The sequence below is a fragment of the Variovorax sp. GW822-FHT04E09 genome (genome assembly GCF_058800845.1).
Map to the genome: position 1 here is coordinate 807,969 of NZ_JBXAMR010000003.1, position 18,916 is coordinate 826,884.

Consider the following 18,916-nt stretch of genomic DNA (forward strand, 5'->3'; position numbering starts at 1 on the left):
GATCTGTCGCGAGATGCGATGTCGACGGGAGGTTAGTTCTGCAGGCCGCACGCTTCCATGCCCGCGCGTCTCGATCTGGATGGGGCGTTCGGACATGTCGGCATCCCTGCCGGACGCCGGAGCTTCGGCTTATTGCGGCGCGGGTGCGGACGAGCGATAGGCGCCCGGGCTGACGCCTGTCCATTTCTTGAAGGCGCGATGGAAGGCGCTGGTTTCCTGGAAGCCGGTGCGGGCAGCGACTTCGGCCACCGTCAGCGACGCGCTCGACAAGAGGTCGATGGCGATGTCCCGCCGCAGGTCGTCCTTCACGCGCTGGTAGCTCACGCCCTCCTGCTGCAAGCGGCGTTGCAGCGTGGTGCCGGAAACGCAGAGTTCCTGTGCGAGCTTTTCGAGTTCGGGCCACGCCTCGGGCATCTGGCTTCGCAACCTGTTGCGCACCTGGGCGCTGGTGCTGGCGTCGTTACGGTACTTGACCAGCAGGTTGGCCGGCGCTTCCCTCAGGAAGTTGTCGACCGTGGCGGGCGACTCCGCAATCTTCAGGTCCAGCAGATCGCTTGCGAAACTGATGTGCGTGGTCTCGCCATTGAATTTCACGCTCTCGCAAAAGCGCGTTCGGTAGTGGCTGTCGTCGCCGGGCGGCGGGCATCGGAACTGCATCTCGCGCAGGGGAATGCGCCGGTGCACGAGCCAGCACGCCAGCCCATGGACGAGGATGAACCAGGTGCCGTAGCCGAACAACCGGCGCAGCACGCCGCCGTCATGCAGCACGACGCGCGCCTCGTCGCCGTCGCAGACCAGCTCGCCGCGGAAATCGTCCAATGTGGCGTGGAGGAACCTCAGGATGCGGCGCAGCGCATGCGCCAGGTTGTCGGCGTTGACGGCGGCGCGCGTCATCAGCGCATAGCTGCCGCGGCGAAGCCCGTGGCTGTCGAGGCCGAAGAACTCGTCGTCCATCAGGTCGGCCAGCGCCACCCACATCTGCGAATACGCCGCCGCCGAGATGCGCGCACGCGGCGCGTTCAACAGCTCACGATCAATCTTGGCGCTTTCGAGGACGCTGCTGATGTCCATGTTTCTCAGCGCCGCGGCGTGGATCGCCTCGTGCACCAGTTCAATGGACACGGTTCCCTTCAAGCCTGCAGACTTCATACGCACTCGCTCAAGAATCAGTGGTGGGGCGAGCTCTTTATAAGCGCGTTTCGCGCTGTGCAGGATGCGGCCTCAGGGGACCCGCAGCGTCTGCAGCAATGAGATGCCGCCGACCTCTGTCGTGGGCTGTCGCGGAAGTTGTGCGACTAGGTGCTCTGGGAACCGGAAGCGCCAGGCGTCATCGAGGAAAGCCTCGACAGGACGGCGCTGCGGCAGACATCCAGAATTTCATCGGCCAGTGGCGAGTCGTCAGGACACGCCCGCGACAGCACGATGGCACCGACTGCCTGCGCAATGAGGTCGATCCGCCTGGCGCGTGCGTCGCCGCCCTGATCGTCCTCCTCTGGCGCGTCGAACTGGTTTCCCAGGGTCACCAGCAGGTTTTCAATGCCGGTCGCAAACGCCGTCTTGATCGACTCCGGTTGGCGCGCAGCATCTGCGCACAGGGCGGCCATCGTGCAACCGTCACCCGGTGCATCTCGGTGTTCACGGGACAGATAGTGATGGACAAATGCCATCGCATCGACGCCTTCGGCCTTGGCGGCCGTCTGCGCAAAACCGCAGGTCGCGGCTTGCGCCATCAGGTCGGCCTTGGATTCGAAGTGCTTGTAGAACCCGCCGTGGGTGAAGCCTGCGAACGCCATCAAGTCCGCAATCCCCACCCCGTCGTAACCACGCTCGCGAAACAGCGTGGAGGCCGTCTCGACGATGTGCGCCCGGTTCGCCTGTGCCTGCGCCTTGGTGACCTTCATGTCCAGGACCTCTCTAGATGTGCCATCGGTGAAGCCATGAATATACATTGATGTCGATCATCATCAAAGTCCTTGACATCAAAGATGATGATCGACATCATTAAGCCAACTTACCTTGGAAGGCTTCCGAAAATGAGCGATACCCACCTGACCGCACCCACCCGCTTCGTCGAAGTGGATGGCGAAAAATTCGCCTATCGCCGCTGGGGCAACACCTCCAGCGGACAGCCCCCTCTGTTCTTCGTCCAACATTTCCGCGGCGGCCTGGACCACTGGGATCCCCTGTTGACCGATGGTCTGGCCGCAGGCCGCGAGGTCATCCTTTACAACGGTCGCGGCATTGCCTCCTCGACCGGCACGCCCCGCAACCGGATCGAAGACATGGCGGACGACATCGCCCTGGTGATCCGGGCGCTGGGTCTGTCCCAGGTCGATCTGCTTGGTTTCTCGATCGGGGGCTTCCAGGTGCAGGAGGTCGTGCTGCGTCACCCGCAACTGGTTCGAAAGCTCGTCCTGCTCGGCACCGGACTGCGCGGCGGCGATCCGAAGATGGAGCCCAGGGTGCTGGAGGTCGCGCCGAACCCCGTGCCGACCGCGGATGACTTTCTCTACCTGTTCTTCGGCCGCTCGGAAGCTGCCAAGCAGGCGGGTCTGGCCTTCTGGGAGCGCCGCCACCAGCGCGCCGACCAGGACCCGCCCAGCTCGATGGCCGTCGCTCAAGCCCAAGCCGAGGCGCACGCCGCCTACCTGCAGCCGCTGCCGGGTGCGAACCCCTATGCCTTCCTGAACGCCGTCACGCAGCCGACCCTGGTGCTCAACGGCGTCGACGACATCATGATTCCCACGATCAACTCCTGGCATCTGTCGCAGAACATTCCCAACGCGCAGCTGTTGATCTATCCCGACGCCGGACACGGCGCGCAGTTCCAGTATCCCGAGCGATTCCTGCAACACGCGATCCAGTTCCTCGAGGAGTGATGCCGTAGCGCATCCCGTCCCCGCCCGATCAACGACGACACAGCAAACAAGCATGACTGACAAGACGCTCTTCGAGCCCTACACACTTGGCTCACTCCAACTGTCCAACCGCATCGTGATGGCGCCGCTGACGCGCAATCGGGCAGGCGCGGGTCTGGTGCCCAGCGAGTACGCCGCCACCTACTACGGTCAGCGCGCCTCGGCGGGCCTGATCATCACCGAGGCCACCCAGATCTCGGCCGATGCCCAGGGCTACCAGGACACCCCGGGCCTGTACACGCCGCAGCAGATCGACGGCTGGCGCAAGGTGACCGACGCCGTTCACGCCAAGGGCGGGCGGATCTTCGTGCAGTTGTGGCACGTGGGCCGTATCTCCCACGTCGACCTGCGCCCTGGTGGCACCGCGCCGGTGGCCCCCTCCCCCATCCGCGCCGCGACCAAGACCTTCGTCAACAACGGTTTTCATGACGTCTCCGAGCCACGTGCCCTGACCCTGGATGAGATTCCAGGCATCGTCGAGGATTTCCGCCAGGCTGCGGCCCATGCGATCACTGCGGGGTTCGACGGCGTCGAGGTCCACGGTGCCAACGGCTACCTGCTGGAGCAGTTCATCAAGGACGGTGCCAACACCCGGACGGACGCGTACGGCGGCTCCATCGAGAACCGCGCGCGCCTGTTGCTCGAAGTCACGGCCGCCGTGGCGAAGGAAATCGGTGCCGAGCGCACCGGTGTGCGCCTCTCGCCGGTGTCGTCGGCCGGCGCCATTTCGTCCAGCGATCCGCAGTCGCAGTACGACTACATCGCCGAGCAACTCAATGCGATGGGCATCGTCTACCTGCATGTGGTCGAAGGCGCCACCGGGGGTCCGCGCGATGCCGCACCGTTCGATTTCGACGCCTTGCGCACTCGCTTCAAGAACACCTACCTGGCCAACAACGGGTATGACCTCGAACTGGCCAACGCCCGCCTGATCGAGGACAAGGCCGACCTGTTCGTCTTCGGCCGCCCCTTCATCAGCAACCCCGATCTGGTCGAAAGGCTGGAGATCGGCGCACCCCTCGCCGCGCTGGACCCCACCACGCTGTATGGCGGTGGCGCCAAAGGCTACATCGACTATCCGACCCTCGCTGACTCCAGCGTCCGGTAGTCGTTTTTTCACGCTGCATATCGCGGCATGGACTCACCCTTTCGATCACGAGCAAAACACATGACCTCTCATTCCACTGTTCTCATCACGGGCGCCTCGACCGGCATTGGCGCCATCTATGCCGACCGCTTCGCACGCCGCGGCCACGACCTCGTGCTGGTGGCGCGCGACAAGGCGCGGCTGGAAACGCTCGCGGCGCGCCTGCGTGAGGAAACCGGCGCTGCCGTCGATATCCTTGCGGCCGATCTGACCCAACCCGGCGACCTGGCCGCCGTCGAGACGCGACTGCGCGAGGACGCCAGGATCGAGACCCTGATCAACAACGCCGGGGCCGCACTGTCCGGCCCGTTCATCGACCAGTCGACAGACGATGTCGCCCGCTTGGTCAGCCTCAACACCACCGCACTCGTGAGGCTGGCAAGCGCCATCGCCCCGCGCCTGGTGCAGGCCGGCAAAGGCGCGATCGTCAACATCGGCTCGGTGGTCGGCCTAGCGCCCGAGTTCGGCATGTCGGTCTACGGCGCGACCAAGGCCTTCGTGCTGTTCCTGTCCCAGGGGTTGAGCCTGGAGCTCGCGCCCAAGGGCGTCTACGTGCAGGCGGTGTTGCCGGCCGGCACCCGCACCGAGATCTGGGAGCGCGCGGGCATCGATACCCGTGCGATGCCCGACCTGATGGGAGTAGAAGAGCTGGTGGATGCCGCGCTGACCGGATTCGACCGCCGTGAACTCGTGACCATCCCGCCGTTGCACGATCCCGCGCGCTGGGAGGTGCTGAACACGGCACGTCAGGCCCTGGTCGCGGACATTCGGCAGGCGCACGTGGCGGAGCGCTATCGAACCGCCGCCTGAAACGGCAAGAACGCCAGAACGGAAGGAACAGCACATGACATTCAAGGCACTGCTCGCCAGCAAGACCGGCGACACCATTTCAAGCAGCCTGGTCGACTTCAAGGAAGAGGACCTGATGCCGGGCGACGTCACCGTCGCGGTCGAGTACTCGACGGTGAACTACAAGGATGCGATGGCGCTCAGTGGCCGGTCACCGGTCATTCGCCAGTTTCCGCTGATTCCGGGCATCGACTTTGCCGGTGTCGTCGAGTCGTCGACTTATCCCGGCATCGCAGCCGGCGACCGTGTGCTGGCCAACGGCTGGGGACTGAGCCAGACGCACCACGGCGGCTTTGCGCAGAAGGCGCGGGTGAGCGGTGATTGGCTGGTCAAGGTTCCCGAGGTGTTTTCGACCCGGGATGCCATGGCCGTCGGCACCGCCGGGTACACCGCCATGCTGTCGGTGCTCGCGCTCGAGCATGGTGGCCTGACGCCCAAGCACGGCGACATCCTGGTGACGGGCGCCAATGGCGGCGCCGGCTCCGTGGCGATCGCGCTGCTGTCGAGCCTGGGCTATCGCGTGATCGCGTCGACCGGGCGTCTCGAGGAATCCGATTACCTGCGTGCGCTGGGCGCGGCGGACATCATCGACCGTCACACCCTGTCCGAAGCGGGCGCACCGATCGCCAAGGAGCGATGGGCCGGGGCCATCGATTCGGTCGGCAGCCATACCTTGGCAAACGTCCTGGCGCAGACCCGGTATCGCGGCGTGGTCGCGGCCTTCGGGCTCGCACAGGGCGCGGACCTGCCGGCATCCGTCCTGCCCTTCATCCTGCGCAACGTCACCCTCGCCGGTATCGACTCGGTCAATGCGCCGCAGCCTGCGCGGCTGCAGGCGTGGTCGCGTCTGGCCAGCGACCTGGACCTGGACAAGCTGGCACGGACCACCAAGGTGATCGGATTGGCAGAGGTTCCTGACGTTGCCAGCCAGGTACTCGCAGGGAAGGTCCAGGGGCGCACCATCGTGGATGTGAACGCCTGACCGGATCGCGCATGCCCTTCATCGACGCTCCCAACCTCTCGATCGATGTCGACGGGACTGCATTCGCGTACCGCGACCTGGGGCCGCGCGATGGCGTGCCTCTGGTCCTGCTCAACCACTGGGGCGCGGTCCTCGACAATTTCGACCCGCGGATCGTCGATGGACTTGCCCGCAGGCATCGCATCATCGCCATCGACTACCGAGGGATCGGCGCTTCAGGCGGAACAGCGCCTGTGACCATCGATGCGATGGCGCGGGATGCGATCGCGCTGGTCCACGCACTGGGCTTCGAGAAGATTGATCTGCTTGGCTTCTCCCTCGGAGGATTCGTGGCGCAGGACATCGTGCTGAAAGCCCCCGGCCTGGTGCGCCGACTCATCCTGACCGGCACAGGGCCGGCAGGCGGCACAGGCATCGAACGGGTCGGAGCGGTCTCCTGGCCGCTGATAGTCAAAGGCCTGCTGACGCTGCGGGATCCGAAGACCTTTCTGTTCTTCACCTCCACGGCCAACGGTCGTCAAGCCGCGAAAGCCTTCCTGGAGCGACTGAAGGAGCGCAAGGCGGATCGGGACAAGGAACCGATGCCCCCTGCCTTCCTGCGACAGCTGAAGGCCATCAAGGCCTGGGGCCAGCAGGCGCCCCAGGATCTGGGCGGCATCCGCATCCCTGTGTTGATCGCCAATGGCGACAACGACATCATGGTTCCCACCGTGAACAGTCACGACATGGCGCGTCGCATCCCAGGCTCACAACTGGTCATCTACAAAGACGCTGGGCATGGCGGGATTTTCCAGTACCACGGCGAATTCGTGCCCAAGGCGCTGGCCTTTCTCAATGACTGAACGACGGCATCTTTTGCAACCGGCTTCAGGCCGACTTTCCCGACCGCCCCCTGTGGGGCGGGGCTGCCCGAAGCGCATTCAATCAAACACTCTGGAAAAAAGTCGCCCATGAAAGCGTTCATCATCGATCGTTACGGAAAGAATGAAGGTGGCCGCATCGGCGAAACGCCCGAGCCCGAGGTGCGGGACGATGACGTCCTGATCCAGATCCACGCGGCGAGCATCAATGCCCTGGACTCGAAGATCAAGAGCGGCGAATTCAAACTGATTCTTCCCTACCACCTCCCCCTGATCCTGGGCAACGACCTGGCCGGTACGGTTGTGCGGGTCGGCGCTTGCGTTCGCAGCTTCAAACCGGGCGACGAGGTCTATGCGCGCCCCGACGACGATCGCATCGGCACCTTCGCCGAGTTCATCGCCGTCAAGGAATCGTCGCTAGCGCTGAAGCCCAAGAATCTCAGCATGGTCGAGGCCGCATCCGTTCCTCTGGTGGCTCTGACCGCCTGGCAGGTGCTGGTCGAAACCGCCAAGCTGAAAAAAGGACAGAAGGTTCTGATCCATGCCGGCTCCGGCGGCGTCGGCACCATCGCCATCCAGCTTGCCAAGCATCTCGGGGCATTCGTGGCCACCACCACCAGCACGGCCAACGTCGCCTGGGTGAAGGCCTTGGGCGCGGACGTCGTCATCGACTACAAGCAGCAGGACTTCGCCACGGTGCTCCGCGACTACGACGTGGTGTTGAACAGCCTCGGCAACGGCGAGCTGAACAAGTCCCTCCAGGTTCTCAAGCCGGGCGGGCATCTCATCTCCATCTCGGGGCCGCCCACCCCGGCATTCGCCATCGCGCGAGGACTGGCCTGGCCGCTCAGGCAAGTGCTGCGCCTGTTGAGTTTCAGCATCAGGAACAAGGCAAAGAAGAACGGGGGCCACTACACCTTCGTCTTCATGCGGGCCGATGGGGCGCAGTTGCGAGAGATCACCGCCCTCATCGAGTCAGGCGCCATCCGCCCGGTCGTCGACAAAGTGTTCCCATTTCAGGACACCCACAAAGCACTGGCCTACGTCGACAGTGGGCGCGCCAAGGGCAAGGTCGTGGTGCAAGTGGTGTAGCTGCCGCCTGCCTGCGCTAGCGTCTTTGATCAGGCCCTTGCCCCGCCGACTCAGGCCATCGCACGGCCGACGCGCAAGCCTCCGATGGCCTTGGCGTTCTGTACCCGCTCTGCATGACCAGGAGATCGACCTTGAGTTCATACACAACCGCCCGCATCGGCAAGCGCGCACTGGTGACCGGCGCATCTAGCGGCATCGGTGCGGCCATCGACGCGTGGACCCACATTTTCGCTGACGCTTGAACCGCCTGTATTCCAACGCGCACGCCTGTGGTTCTGCGCATCGGTGCGCAGAAGCGGGTCAGCGTTCGATGGAAAAGTGGGGCCAATGAGCGTGGGAATCCACATCAAAGGCCTCCCGCAGAAACGCGGAGTTCGAAACCTTCGAGATCCCGAAGGACTTGGACTACGACGTGGCCGTCCCAGCGGACGACATCAGGGCGCCTGGTCACGCCGCAGCAAGCTGGTTGCGCGATCCTGCTCGCTTCAGTGACAACCCGCAGGGAGGCGCGCATCCTTCGCACGTTGCCAGCTCACTGCGCGTCGATCCTCATCCGCGAACCTGTAGGCTTCAACCGGCTCACTAGAAAATCCAGCAGTGCCCGATGCACCGCCGTGCTGTGCCGGCGCTCCAGGTACACAGCGGACAGCCACATGTCGCTGCGAACGAACTCCGACAGCACGGGCACCAGTCGCCCGCTCTCGACGTAAGGCGCGAGCATCACCGAGGGCAAGTAGACGACGCCTGCGCCAAGCAGCGCCGCCTGGATGAGCGGACTGGCTTCCGTCGCATCCAACGGTCCACGGACCGGGACCTCGAGTGGCTGACCGTCGACTTCGAAGCGCCACTTGGGCAGCGGATTCAGATGGCTGCTGAACAGCGCGATGTGATGCGCAAGTTCGCCCGGATGAGCTGGCACACCATGCTTACGCCAGTAAACGGGAGCCGCGCAGACAGTGAGCTCCATCGATACCAGTTTTCGAACGATCAGGTTCTCATTGGCTGACGCGCCGAAGCGAAGCGCGATGTCGACGCCTTCCTCCGCAAGATCGACCATGCGGTTTGTGAGCACGAGACTGATGCTGACCTCCGGATAGTGGCCAAGAAAGGCGTTGATCAATGCCGGCAATTCGGTCAGTTCCATGCCGTAAGGCGCCGAGATGCGCACGCGCCCGCTGGGGATCCGCGCGCGGTCCTGGAGCTCGGCTTGCGTGACGTCGGCCAGTTCGAGCATGGGCCTGCTTCTTTCGAGCAGCAAGGCGCCAGCGTCCGTCAGGCTGACGGCATGGCTGGTCCGGTTCAGCAATCTGACACCGAACCGGCTCTCGAGTGCCGCGATGTATTTGCTGACGGTGCCCTTGGACAGCGAAAGATGCTTGGCCGTGCGGGAGAAGCTCCCCGAAGTGGCGACCTCGCTGAATGTGCGCAGGAGATCCAGGCTGTCCACAAATGTTCTCCTTCTTGTTGGTCAGGGCGACGCTCGGTACAAGCATCTCGGACAGGTGCTCAGACGAGCCCGAGTTTTTTCCTCAGGCTCGCATCCACCGGTCCCGCCGGCATGAAGCGGCGCAATTTCGTCAACAGAGACGCCTCCCCCGGCGGCGTGCAACGCATTCGCCACGGGCCCAGCGCCGCCTCGACGATGGTGCTCGCCACGCCGTGCGGCTCGGGCGCACTGCTCACGCTCTCGGCCACGGAGAGCGTCACCAGCTCGCGTTCGCGGTCATAGCCCGCGATCCGCGCCTTGACACGAGGCGCATTGGCATCGAGGTTGGTCCGGGTGAAGGCCGGCTGCACCAGCGTGGCACGAATGCCGAACTGGCGCACTTCATGGTCCAGCGACTCCGACAGCCCTTCCACTGCGTGCTTGGTGGCCGCATAGAGTCCCATGTACGGAGCCGGAAGCACACCGAGCACGGAACTCACGTTGACGATTCGCCCGCGGCGTTTTTCACGCATGTACGGGAGCACCGCGCGCGTCGTGCGGAGCATGCCGAAAACGTTGGTATCGAACAGCACTGCAGCCTCGGCTGTCGCGGTTTCCTCGACCGCGCCGATCATCATCATTCCCGCGTTGTTGACCAGCACGTCGATGCGCATGGCCCGGTCGATGACGGATTCGATGCCCCTCTGGACAGAACCTTCGTCGCGGACGTCCATTTCGATGAACTCCACACCAGGCAGCGCGGGTGCCTTGCGCAACTCGCGAACGGTGCCGAAAACCCGGCAGCCTCGCGCCACGAACATTTCCGCGGCGGCACGTCCGATGCCCGAGGACGCGCCAGTCACTACGACGACTGATGAACTCGACATGACTGGTTCCTTCGATCTTGATGAATGATGATGAAGCGCATCAGTGCGCGGGCTGGGTCGCGTTGCCTGGTTTGATCCTGAACCAGATCGAATACATCGCCGGCAGGAACACCAGTGTCAGGATCGTCCCCGCGAAAGTGCCGCCGATCAGCGTGTACGCCAATGCGCCCCAGAACACCGAATGCGTCAGCGGAATGAACGCGAGGATCGCCGCCAACGCCGTCAGGATCACGGGCCGCGCTCGCTGCACCGTCGCCTCGACCACCGCGTGGAAAGGGTCCAGCCCCTCCTGCTCGTTGTGGTGGATCTGCCCCAGCAGAATCAGCGTGTTGCGCATCAGAATCCCCGACAGCGCGATGAGCCCAACCAGCGCATTGATGCCAAATGCCTGCTGGAAGATGAGCAGAGTTGGCACCACACCGATCAGTCCCAACGGGCTGGTAAGGAACACCATGACCATCGCCGACATCGAGCGCACCTGGAGAATGATGATCAGAAGCGTGACCGCCAGCATGATCGGGAACAGCGGCAGCATCGCCGCGGTCGCCTTCTCCGATTCCTCGATGGAGCCGGCCTGGACGATGCGGTAGCCCGCGGGCAGCTTCTCGATGATCGGCTGCAGCTGCTTGGTGATCGCGTTCGACACGTCCGGCGGCTGCGTTCCGTCGGCGATGTCGCCCTGCACCGTGATGGTGGGCACGCGGTCGCGTCGCCGCATGACCGGCTCTTCCATGCGCATCTCGACCTGGCCGACCTGCGACAGCGGAATGCGTTGACCGCCGGCACCGGCGAGCGTGAAGTCCGCGATGCGGGCCGGGTCGAGACGCGTGTCGCCCGCCGAACGGGCGACGACCTGCACGGTGCGGATGTCTTCGCGCACGGTCGTCACTGGCACGCCGCTCAAGAGGAACTGCAGTTGTTGCGCCACGGCATTGGAGCTTAGGCCCACGGCCTGCAGACGGTCCTGATTCAAGGTGAAGTGCAGCGCGGGCGTGCGGGTGCCCCAGTCGGTGCTGACGGTGCGCATCATCGGGCTCGCATCCATGACCTGACGCACGTCGGCCGCGATCTTTCGCAATTCGTTTGCATCCGGCCCCGTGACACGGTAGGCCACCGGGAACGGCGAGTACGGGCCGAACACCAGTTGGGTCACCCGCAGCCGCGCCTCGGGCGCCAAGCCCTGCGCGATGGCCTCGCGCAGCCGCAGCTTCAGGGCGTCACGCTCTTCCTGGCTGGCTGTGCGGATGACGATCTTGGCGAAGGACGGGTCCGGGAGTTCCGGGCCCATGGCGAAGAAGAAGCGCGGTGCGCCCTGGCCGATATAGGAGGTGACAATCTGTGCCTCGGCTTGCTTAGACAGCCAGGCCTCGACTTTCGCCGTCGCGTCGCTGGTCTGCGTGATGGCCGTGCCATAGGGCATCTGCACCTCGACCAGGACCTCGGGACGGTCAGAGATCGGGAAGAACTGCTTCTTCACGACATCCATGCCGAGGATGGACAGCACGAACAGCGCGATAACGGCGCCTGCGACCAGCCACTTGCGTGCGATCACGCGCTCGAGCACGCGACGCAGGCGGTTGTAGCGCGGCGTGTCGTAGATCGCGGCGTGGCCGCCTTCGATTTTCTTGAAGTTCGGCAGCAGCTTCACGCCCAGGTACGGGGTGAACACCACCGCGACGACCCAGGAGGCGATCAGCGCGATGCCGACGATCCAGAACATGTTGCTCGTGTACTCGCCCGCTGTCGACGGCGCAAAGCCGTTGGGCATGAAGCCGACGGCGGTGACCAGCGTGCCCGAGAGCATCGGCGCCGCCGTGTGGCTCCACGCATAGGCCGATGCAGCGATGTGGCTGTAGCCTTCTTCGATCTTCACCACCATCATCTCGATGGCGATGATGGCGTCGTCCACCAGCAGGCCCAACGCCAGGATCAGCGAACCGAGCGTGATACGGTCGAAGTTCTTGCCGGTGGCGGCCATTACCACGAAGACCACGGCCAGCGTGAGCGGCACGGCTGCAGCGACAACCAGGCCCGCGCGCCAGCCCATGCTCAGGAAGCTCACCAGCATCACGACCAGCAAGGCCGCGAAGAACTTCATCATGAATTCGTCGACCGATGCGGCGATGTTGACCGACTGGTCCGTGACCTTCGACAGGCTCAGGCCCAACGGCAGTTCGGCATTGATGGCGCGGGCTTCCGCATCCAGCGACTTGCCCAGGTCGAGCCCGTTCCAGCCCTCTTTCATCACGACGCCGATCAGCAGGGCCGGTTCGCCGCCGTTGCGGATCATGAAGGTGCTTGGGTCTTCATAGCCGCGCTTGACCGTGGCGACGTCCGACAGCTTCAGGGTGCGCCCTTGCGCGACCACCGGCGTGTCCCGGATCTTCTGCAAGGTGTCGAAGGCACCGTCCAGGCGAATGAAGACCTGCGGACCTTTGGTTTCTACCGACCCGGCCGGGCTCAGCGCATTCTGGGCATTGAGCGCGGCGAACACATCCTGCGGGCCGATGCCCAGTGTGGCCAGCCGGTCGTGCGCGAACTCGACGTAGATCCGTTCGGGCTGCTCGCCGGCGATGTTCACCTTCTTCACGCCCGGCACGTGCAGCAGCCGCTGGCGCAGCGTTTCCGCATCGCGCACCAGCACGCGCTGCGGCTCTCCCTTGGCCTTGAGTGCGAAGAGGGCGAAGGTGACGTCGGCGTACTCGTCGTTGATCATCGGGCCAATCACGCCCGCCGGAAGATTGCCCGCTTCGTCGCCGACCTTCTTTCGTGCTTGATAGAACTCTTCTTGCACCTTGGAGGGTGGCGTGCTGTCCTGCAAGGTCAGCGTGGTGAACGCGAGACCGGGCCGCGTGTAGGTTTCGGCGCGATCGTAGTAGCGCAGTTCCTGCAGGCGTTTCTCGACCTTCTCGGCGACCTGGTCCTGCATTTCCTGCGCCGTGGCGCCGGGCCAGGCCGTGATGATGGTCATCACCTTGATCGTGAAGGCCGGGTCTTCCGCGCGCCCCAGCTTGAAGAAAGCGACGAGGCCGGCCAGCGAGATCAGCAGGATCAGGAACAGGGTGATAGCGCGCTCACGGACTGCGAGCGCCGACAGATTGAAACGGCCTTCGCTCATGGACGGGCTCCGCCACCCGCAGGCGCCGCGGCCGCGCCGGCAACGCGCACCTCTTCACCCTCGCGCAGCAGGTGCGCGCCGAGTGCGATCACGCGATCGCCCTGCTTGAGCTCGCCCGTGATCTGGGCGCGGTCATCTTCCAGCGACTCCACCGTTACCGGCTGCCAGTGCACCTTCGCCGGATCACCGGTGATGACCCAGACCCCCAGCGCCTTGCCGGCGTCGAACAGGGCGCCGATGGGCACCTGCACACCGTTCTTCGCGACGACCTTGCCATCCCCGACGTGAACCGTCACCGTGGCCCCGAGTGGCGCGTTGACCATCTCGCCATCAAGCACATAGCGCGCCTCGAAGGTGCGCGTGAGCTTGTCGGCTGCATCGGAGAGTTGCCTGAGCTTGACGGCCACCGCAACACCTTCCCTGCCGAACAGCGTGGCCTGGCCGACGGAGCCGATGACCGGACGTAGCGTTTCCGGCAACTGGACCACGGCCTCCCTGCGCCCGGCCTGCGCCAAGCGGACCACCGGCTGCCCGGCGTTGACGACCTGGCCAGGCTCGGCCAGCGTCTCGAGCACCGTGCCGTCCGCGTCGGCAACGAGTTCCGAATAACGACTGGAATTGCGCGCAACCTCGGCCTGCGCTTCGGCCGCACCGAGCTGGGCCTGGGCCGCATCCGCCGCCGCCTTGACCTGGTCGTACGCCGAGGCGGAAATGGCGCCGGTGCCGCGCAGATCGCGGTAACGCGCTTCTTCGTCGCTCGCCTGCTTTGCACGCGCCCGTGCAGCGCTGACAGCCTCCTGCTGGGCACGCGCCGCCAACCTCAGGTCGACCGGGTCGATGCGCATGAGCAACTGCCCGCGCTTGACCGTCTGGCCCGCGTCCACGAAGCGCTCCAGCACCTTTCCGGAGACGCGGAAACCCAGGTCGCTTTGAACCCGCGCGGCCACGGTGCCGGTGAACGAGCGCGATGCCGACGCGGCCGTCTGGACGGTGGCTGCGCGCACCAGCGGCGCCTGGGTGCGCGGATCGGGCGGCGCCTTGTCGTCGCAGGCGGCCAGCGCAAACGGCAAGACGCAGACAAGTGCAGATGTAAGGAAGCGGCGCGAGTGCATGAGGGGCCCATAGACGAATCGATCAGGGCCCCGATTCTGATAACAGTGACCATTTTAGTCAATGGTCACATTTGATTTATATCTTCAAGGAGACAGACTGCGCAGCACCAGACCCGACAGCTGGGCCGGCGCCTGGTCCGTGTAATGAGCGCTGAGCTGCAGGATCACGGGGTTGATATAGGGGTGCATGACCAGATAAATGGCCGCCGCCGCCTCGTCGATCGGCGTCTTGCGCTCGAAGTCGCCCGACTCGCGGCCCTGCTTCAGCAGCTCGATGAGCATCTGCCGGATGCACTCTTCATGGGCAATGGCCGAAGGCCAGCGCTCGCTGGCCGCCGAGATGGCGATCTCGTAGAGCTTGCGGTCCTGGAAGAACAGGCGCAGGCCCGAATCGACAATGGCCTTGAACATACGGCGCAGCTTCTCGGGCGGGCTTTCGACCCCGTCGACCGCCACGCGGATGCCCTCCTGGATCTCGCGCAGGCAGTTCGCGCAGATCATTTCGCCAATCGCCTGCTTGGACTCGAAGAACTTGTAGATGTACGCCTTGGAGAAGCCGATGGCCTTGGCGAGGTCGGAAACCGTGGTCTTCTCGTACCCGTACTGGCTGAAGTGCTCGGTGGCCGCAACGACGATCTGCGCGCGCACGTCGTGATCGGCCGGCCCCCGCGCTACAGGCGGAGAAGAAGTTGCATTGCTCATGACCAGAGCTTACCGCCCGGACAAACAAACGACAACAAGTGACCATATTGAATTATAGTCACACACCTTTTCCTGTCCACCGTCCCGGAGCAACCCATGTCCCAACGTACTCTTGCCCTGCCCCTGCTGTTCAGCCTCCTCGCAGGCTGCGCTGTCGAGCCTGACTATGTCCGACCTGCCCCGAGCCTGCCGGACCGATTCATCGGCGCGACAGCCCTCGACCAGCGATCCGCCACCGCCACCGCCGAGCTGGTGGCGTGGTGGACCGGCTTCGGAGATGCACGACTGGCCCGCTATGTCGAACTCGCGCTGAAACAGAATCTTGACCTTGCGCAGGCATCCGCCCGCGTGACGCAGGCCCGGGCCGGGCTCGGTGCGGCGAATGCGGCGCTGCTGCCCTCGGGCAATCTCGGCGGACAAGCCGCCAGGGCCTACCAGTCGGTGGAGACGCCACTGGGCCAGGTCCTGAACTCGCAGCCAGGGTTCGATCGCTACGGCAACGCCTACGAAGCGAGTCTCGGCGCAAGCTGGGAGCTGGACATCTTCGGCGGCCTGCGCCGGGGACGCGAGGCAGCGCTGGCCGACTACCAGGCATCGGAGGCCGGCGCGACCGCCACGCGCCTGGCCGTGGCCGCGCAGACCGCAGACATCTACATCACGCTGCGCGGTCTACAGGCCCGCCTCGACGTGGCACGGCGGCAAGTCGCCACGCAGCAGGACCTGCTGTCGAAGATCAACCTCCTCTACGGCAAGGGGCTGGCCGCCGAACTCCAACTGAGGCAAGCCGAAGGTGCCCTGGCGCAGGTCCGTGCATCTGTGCCAGTGTTGGAGGCGGGCGAGGCCGCGGCCATGAACGCGCTCGACGTGATGCTGGGCGCGACGCCGGGCGCGCGCCGCTCCGAATTGGCGGCGGGGGGTGTCATTCCTGTCGCACCGCGCATCGGCGCCACCGGATCACCCGGCGATTTGCTGCGGCGGCGGCCCGACCTGATCGCTGCCGAGCGGCGCCTTGCGGCATCGAACGCGCGCATTGGCGTGGCCATGGCCGAGTACTACCCGAAACTCTCACTGGGGGGAACGATCGGCAGCGCCACGTCCGTGGCCAGCGGCAATCTGTTCACCGGCGGCGCCAGCCAGGCTGCGGCCCTGCTCGGCCTGCGCTGGCGGCTGTTCGACTTCGGGCGCATCGACGCGCAGATTGCACTCGCCAAGGGGCAGGACGCGGAGTTGCTCGCAGCCTACCGGCTCGCTGCACTGCGTGCGACCGAAGACGTGGAGAACGCCTTCTCCGCCCTGGTCAAGCGTGAAGAACAAGCCGCCTTGCTCGCGCAGGGCGAGGCATCGCTCGGTCGCGCGCGAGGGGCATCGTTCGCGGCCTATCAGCGAGGCGTCATCAGCCTGATCGAAGTGTTGCAGGCGGACGAGAGCCTGCTGCGCGTGGCCGATGCAAGAGCGCAAGCGCAAACGGAGTCGGCGCGCGCGGCGGTCAGTGCGTTCAAGGCGCTGGGTGGCGGCTGGCAGGCTGAACCCCTCGAAGCGGTGGCAATCCGTCCGCATTGAGACACTGAATACGTCCCGGCAACCCGGGCGATCCGACCGACTCACCCGTTGCGCTCGAAAACACCGGTTCTTCCGACCTCCACGCCGAAGGACAGAGAGACGCAGCGACATCGCACAGATGTACAGCTACAAACCTCCTGTGCCGCAGCACGAAGCGTGTGACTCTAGCGTCTTCCCCAATCTCCCCGGGCGAAGCCCCACACCGTCACTGCGGCGCCGACGATGGCGCCCCCAGCCACCAGCAGGAAGGCAGACTCGAGGCTGAGCCTCCCCGCGAACACCAGCGCCGCTGCGGACAGCGCGCACACGAAGCGCAAGACACCGGCCGCGAGCGGCCAGCCGACGCGCCGCGCGCCCTGCCCCGCGAAATACAGTGACAACGCGACGGCAATGAAGCCGAACACCGGGCCCATCACCCTCAGGTACTGCCCCCCGACGGCCAATACGTCGGGGTCGCTCGCGAAGTGAGACATCCACAGTCCAGGAAAGAATGCCACGCCGAGGCCCAGCACTTCGAGCAACCCAGCAACGAACAATGCGTTCACCAGCGCAGCGCGCCGCGCACGCACCACATCGCCGGCGCCAATGCAGGTTCCAACCACGGCGACGGCGGCGGTGCCGAAGCCGAACATCACGGGAACCAGCAACATTTCCAGTCGAGACGCGATACCGTAGCCCGCGATCGTCGACACGTTGAAGGCGCCTGCAGCCGCTGTGATCGCGGCAATTGAAAGCGTCGTCATCGCCGCGTTGAGGGTCGACAGCAAGCCAACGCCAAGGATGGCACCGAAGTGATCACGCCGTAGCGGGTGCCGACGAAGTCGAAGCCTCGAGCCCGCGGATCGCATGGAGGCAACGATCGCCACGAGCGAGCCTGCACTGCACAGCACCTGCGCCACGCCCGCACCGGCGACGCCCATCCGCGGAAACCCCAGCCAACCCAGGATCAGGACGGGAGAAATAATGAGCCCGGCGCCAACGCCGCCGAGCATGATCAGTGCTGGAGTTCTGACGTTGCCCGCACCTCGCAAGGCTGACTGCAGCAACGTCGGAATCCAGAACAGCACCGCGCCGCCAAAGAGAATGTCCGAGTATCGAATCGCCTGCTGCAAGGACGCGCCTGTTCCACCCAGTTCACGGTAGAGCATCGGACCCGCGGCGATCACAGCCAACGCGAACAGTCCGCCTGCGATGATCGCGATCACGACGCTGTGCCACACGAGACTTTCGGCTTCGTCTTGCCGCCCGCCGCCGAGCGCCCGCGCGACCGCCGAAGAAACCCCGCCTCCGACACCGCCGTTGGAGACCATGGTCATAAGCAACATGACGGGCACGACTAACGAGGCCGCTGCGATAGCGTCGACACCCAGCCCGCTCACGAAGTAGGTTTCTGCCACGCTCAGCACCGTCTGCATGAGCATCACGGCGACCGTGGGCACCGCGAGGCGAATCAACAGCGGCAGCAGCGGCGCGTACAGCAAGGGGTTGGCGACGCCCGAGTTGACCTTGGCGGGCAAAGGGGCTGGCTCCAAGGCTCTGGCGGCGTCAGCAGTGAGGGAAGTTGTCATCAGGTGTCCACCCTTGGCTGGCATGTGCGTGATGGGCACCCGCAACTCCGGGCTCTCCTGCCAACCGTTTTTTTCTTACCGCACGCGGAGCGTGAAGCAGTCGTTGCTCAATTGGCCTTGGCGCGCAGATCGGCCGGGTGCGGCATCGTCGAAATAACTTTGCTGTTCACACGAGAGCCGGAGCCGACATTCTGGTCGGGCCGCAGGTTGTAGTGAACGGCCTCGGCTTCAACGAGAGAACGCGCCGTCGAAACAGCCATGGTCTCGGGACCGCGAGAACCGCGAACCACGTTCTGGTCGGGCGCTTTGGCGGTGCGCACGGCCTCGGCATTCACCTCATCGCGCGTCTTGCTGGAGAAGGCCTTGTGCACACCGTCGTACGCCTCTGCGTGGGCGCCGGCCGCGACCAGGAGGGTCAGAACAGGGGCCGATACGATCTTCATGGCTGTCGTGAGATTCATGGAGGTTCCAAAGAAAAAGGTTGGAGCAAAACGCTTGCGGGTCTCGTCTCGAGAACCTGCAGATCAAGTCTTGCGCCAAATTCGACTTCGGCAGTCATGCGATCAAGACACGCCACGTTTCCGTAGCCGAAACCTTCTGCATCGCAGCAACGGGCCTTCCAGCATGCCCGTCCCGGCGGGTTTTGAGAATCAAGTCGCGCGCCCGAACGTCTGGAGCGCGCGTTCCAGTCGTTC

Annotated in this window: 16 protein-coding genes; 7 read left to right on the forward strand and 9 right to left on the reverse strand. The window is 64.8% G+C overall.

What is annotated here, in order from left to right:
• Positions 1-129 precede the first annotated feature (129 nt).
• Entirely contained in the window at positions 130-1,149 is a 1,020-nt protein-coding gene (locus AC1RL8_RS16015) for an AraC family transcriptional regulator (RefSeq protein WP_159270786.1), read from the reverse strand.
• 146 nt (positions 1,150-1,295) lie between these two features.
• Entirely contained in the window at positions 1,296-1,901 is a 606-nt protein-coding gene (locus tag AC1RL8_RS16020) for a TetR/AcrR family transcriptional regulator (protein ID WP_095747520.1), read from the reverse strand.
• 132 nt (positions 1,902-2,033) lie between these two features.
• Here AC1RL8_RS16020 and AC1RL8_RS16025 point away from each other — a divergent pair, with 132 nt between their 5' ends.
• The 6 genes from AC1RL8_RS16025 to AC1RL8_RS16050 all read left to right on the forward strand — a co-directional run bounded on the left by AC1RL8_RS16025 (position 2,034) and on the right by AC1RL8_RS16050 (position 7,848).
• Complete coding sequence (locus AC1RL8_RS16025; RefSeq protein WP_070059256.1) at positions 2,034-2,879, forward strand: alpha/beta fold hydrolase; 846 nt, start codon at positions 2,034-2,036, stop codon at positions 2,877-2,879.
• A gap of 52 nt (positions 2,880-2,931) precedes the next feature.
• A complete protein-coding gene (locus AC1RL8_RS16030) occupies positions 2,932-4,026 on the forward strand; it encodes an alkene reductase (protein ID WP_139701796.1) in 1,095 nt (364 codons plus the stop codon).
• 60 nt (positions 4,027-4,086) lie between these two features.
• Positions 4,087-4,875: an SDR family NAD(P)-dependent oxidoreductase gene (locus tag AC1RL8_RS16035; protein ID WP_159270785.1), complete on the forward strand. Its 789-nt coding sequence runs from the start codon at positions 4,087-4,089 to the stop codon at positions 4,873-4,875.
• Positions 4,876-4,909: 34 nt separating this feature from the next.
• A complete protein-coding gene (gene acuI / locus AC1RL8_RS16040; RefSeq protein WP_095744414.1) occupies positions 4,910-5,896 on the forward strand; it encodes an acrylyl-CoA reductase (NADPH) in 987 nt (328 codons plus the stop codon).
• Positions 5,897-5,907: 11 nt separating this feature from the next.
• Positions 5,908-6,738 (forward strand): alpha/beta fold hydrolase, encoded by an 831-nt coding sequence (locus AC1RL8_RS16045; RefSeq protein ID WP_139701798.1) that lies wholly within the window; start codon positions 5,908-5,910, stop codon positions 6,736-6,738.
• A gap of 108 nt (positions 6,739-6,846) precedes the next feature.
• Positions 6,847-7,848, forward strand: coding sequence for an NADP-dependent oxidoreductase (locus tag AC1RL8_RS16050; protein ID WP_159270784.1), 1,002 nt, complete (start codon positions 6,847-6,849; stop codon positions 7,846-7,848).
• Between the two features lie 532 nt (positions 7,849-8,380).
• On the opposite strand, the gene AC1RL8_RS16055 is transcribed toward AC1RL8_RS16050, so the two are convergent.
• From AC1RL8_RS16055 to AC1RL8_RS16075, 5 genes are all read right to left on the reverse strand, one after another.
• Positions 8,381-9,295 carry a LysR family transcriptional regulator gene (locus AC1RL8_RS16055; protein ID WP_070059261.1) on the reverse strand — a complete coding sequence of 305 codons (915 nt, stop codon included), beginning with the start codon at positions 9,293-9,295 and terminating at the stop codon, positions 8,381-8,383.
• Positions 9,296-9,354: 59 nt separating this feature from the next.
• Positions 9,355-10,161: an oxidoreductase gene (locus tag AC1RL8_RS16060; RefSeq protein ID WP_070059262.1), complete on the reverse strand. Its 807-nt coding sequence runs from the start codon at positions 10,159-10,161 to the stop codon at positions 9,355-9,357.
• 40 nt (positions 10,162-10,201) lie between these two features.
• Positions 10,202-13,279, reverse strand: a complete 3,078-nt coding sequence (locus tag AC1RL8_RS16065; protein ID WP_492684774.1) for an efflux RND transporter permease subunit — start codon at positions 13,277-13,279, stop codon at positions 10,202-10,204.
• A complete protein-coding gene (locus AC1RL8_RS16070; RefSeq protein WP_159270782.1) occupies positions 13,276-14,391 on the reverse strand; it encodes an efflux RND transporter periplasmic adaptor subunit in 1,116 nt (371 codons plus the stop codon). The genes AC1RL8_RS16065 and AC1RL8_RS16070 overlap by 4 nt, the downstream gene beginning before the upstream one ends.
• An 84-nt stretch (positions 14,392-14,475) precedes the next feature.
• On the reverse strand, positions 14,476-15,093 hold the full coding sequence (locus AC1RL8_RS16075; protein ID WP_139701802.1) for a TetR/AcrR family transcriptional regulator: 618 nt from the start codon (positions 15,091-15,093) through the stop codon (positions 14,476-14,478).
• Between the two features lie 96 nt (positions 15,094-15,189).
• On the opposite strand from AC1RL8_RS16075, the gene AC1RL8_RS16080 reads away from it, so the two are divergent.
• A complete protein-coding gene (locus tag AC1RL8_RS16080) occupies positions 15,190-16,653 on the forward strand; it encodes an efflux transporter outer membrane subunit (RefSeq protein WP_159270781.1) in 1,464 nt (487 codons plus the stop codon).
• A 164-nt stretch (positions 16,654-16,817) separates the two neighbouring features.
• On the opposite strand, the gene AC1RL8_RS16085 is transcribed toward AC1RL8_RS16080, so the two are convergent.
• Entirely contained in the window at positions 16,818-18,221 is a 1,404-nt protein-coding gene (locus AC1RL8_RS16085) for an MATE family efflux transporter (protein WP_159270780.1), read from the reverse strand.
• 107 nt (positions 18,222-18,328) lie between these two features.
• The gene (locus AC1RL8_RS16090; RefSeq protein WP_235926633.1) at positions 18,329-18,682 is read right to left on the reverse strand and encodes a DUF4148 domain-containing protein; all 354 of its coding nucleotides are present in this window, start codon (positions 18,680-18,682) and stop codon (positions 18,329-18,331) included.
• Positions 18,683-18,916: the final 234 nt, after the last annotated feature.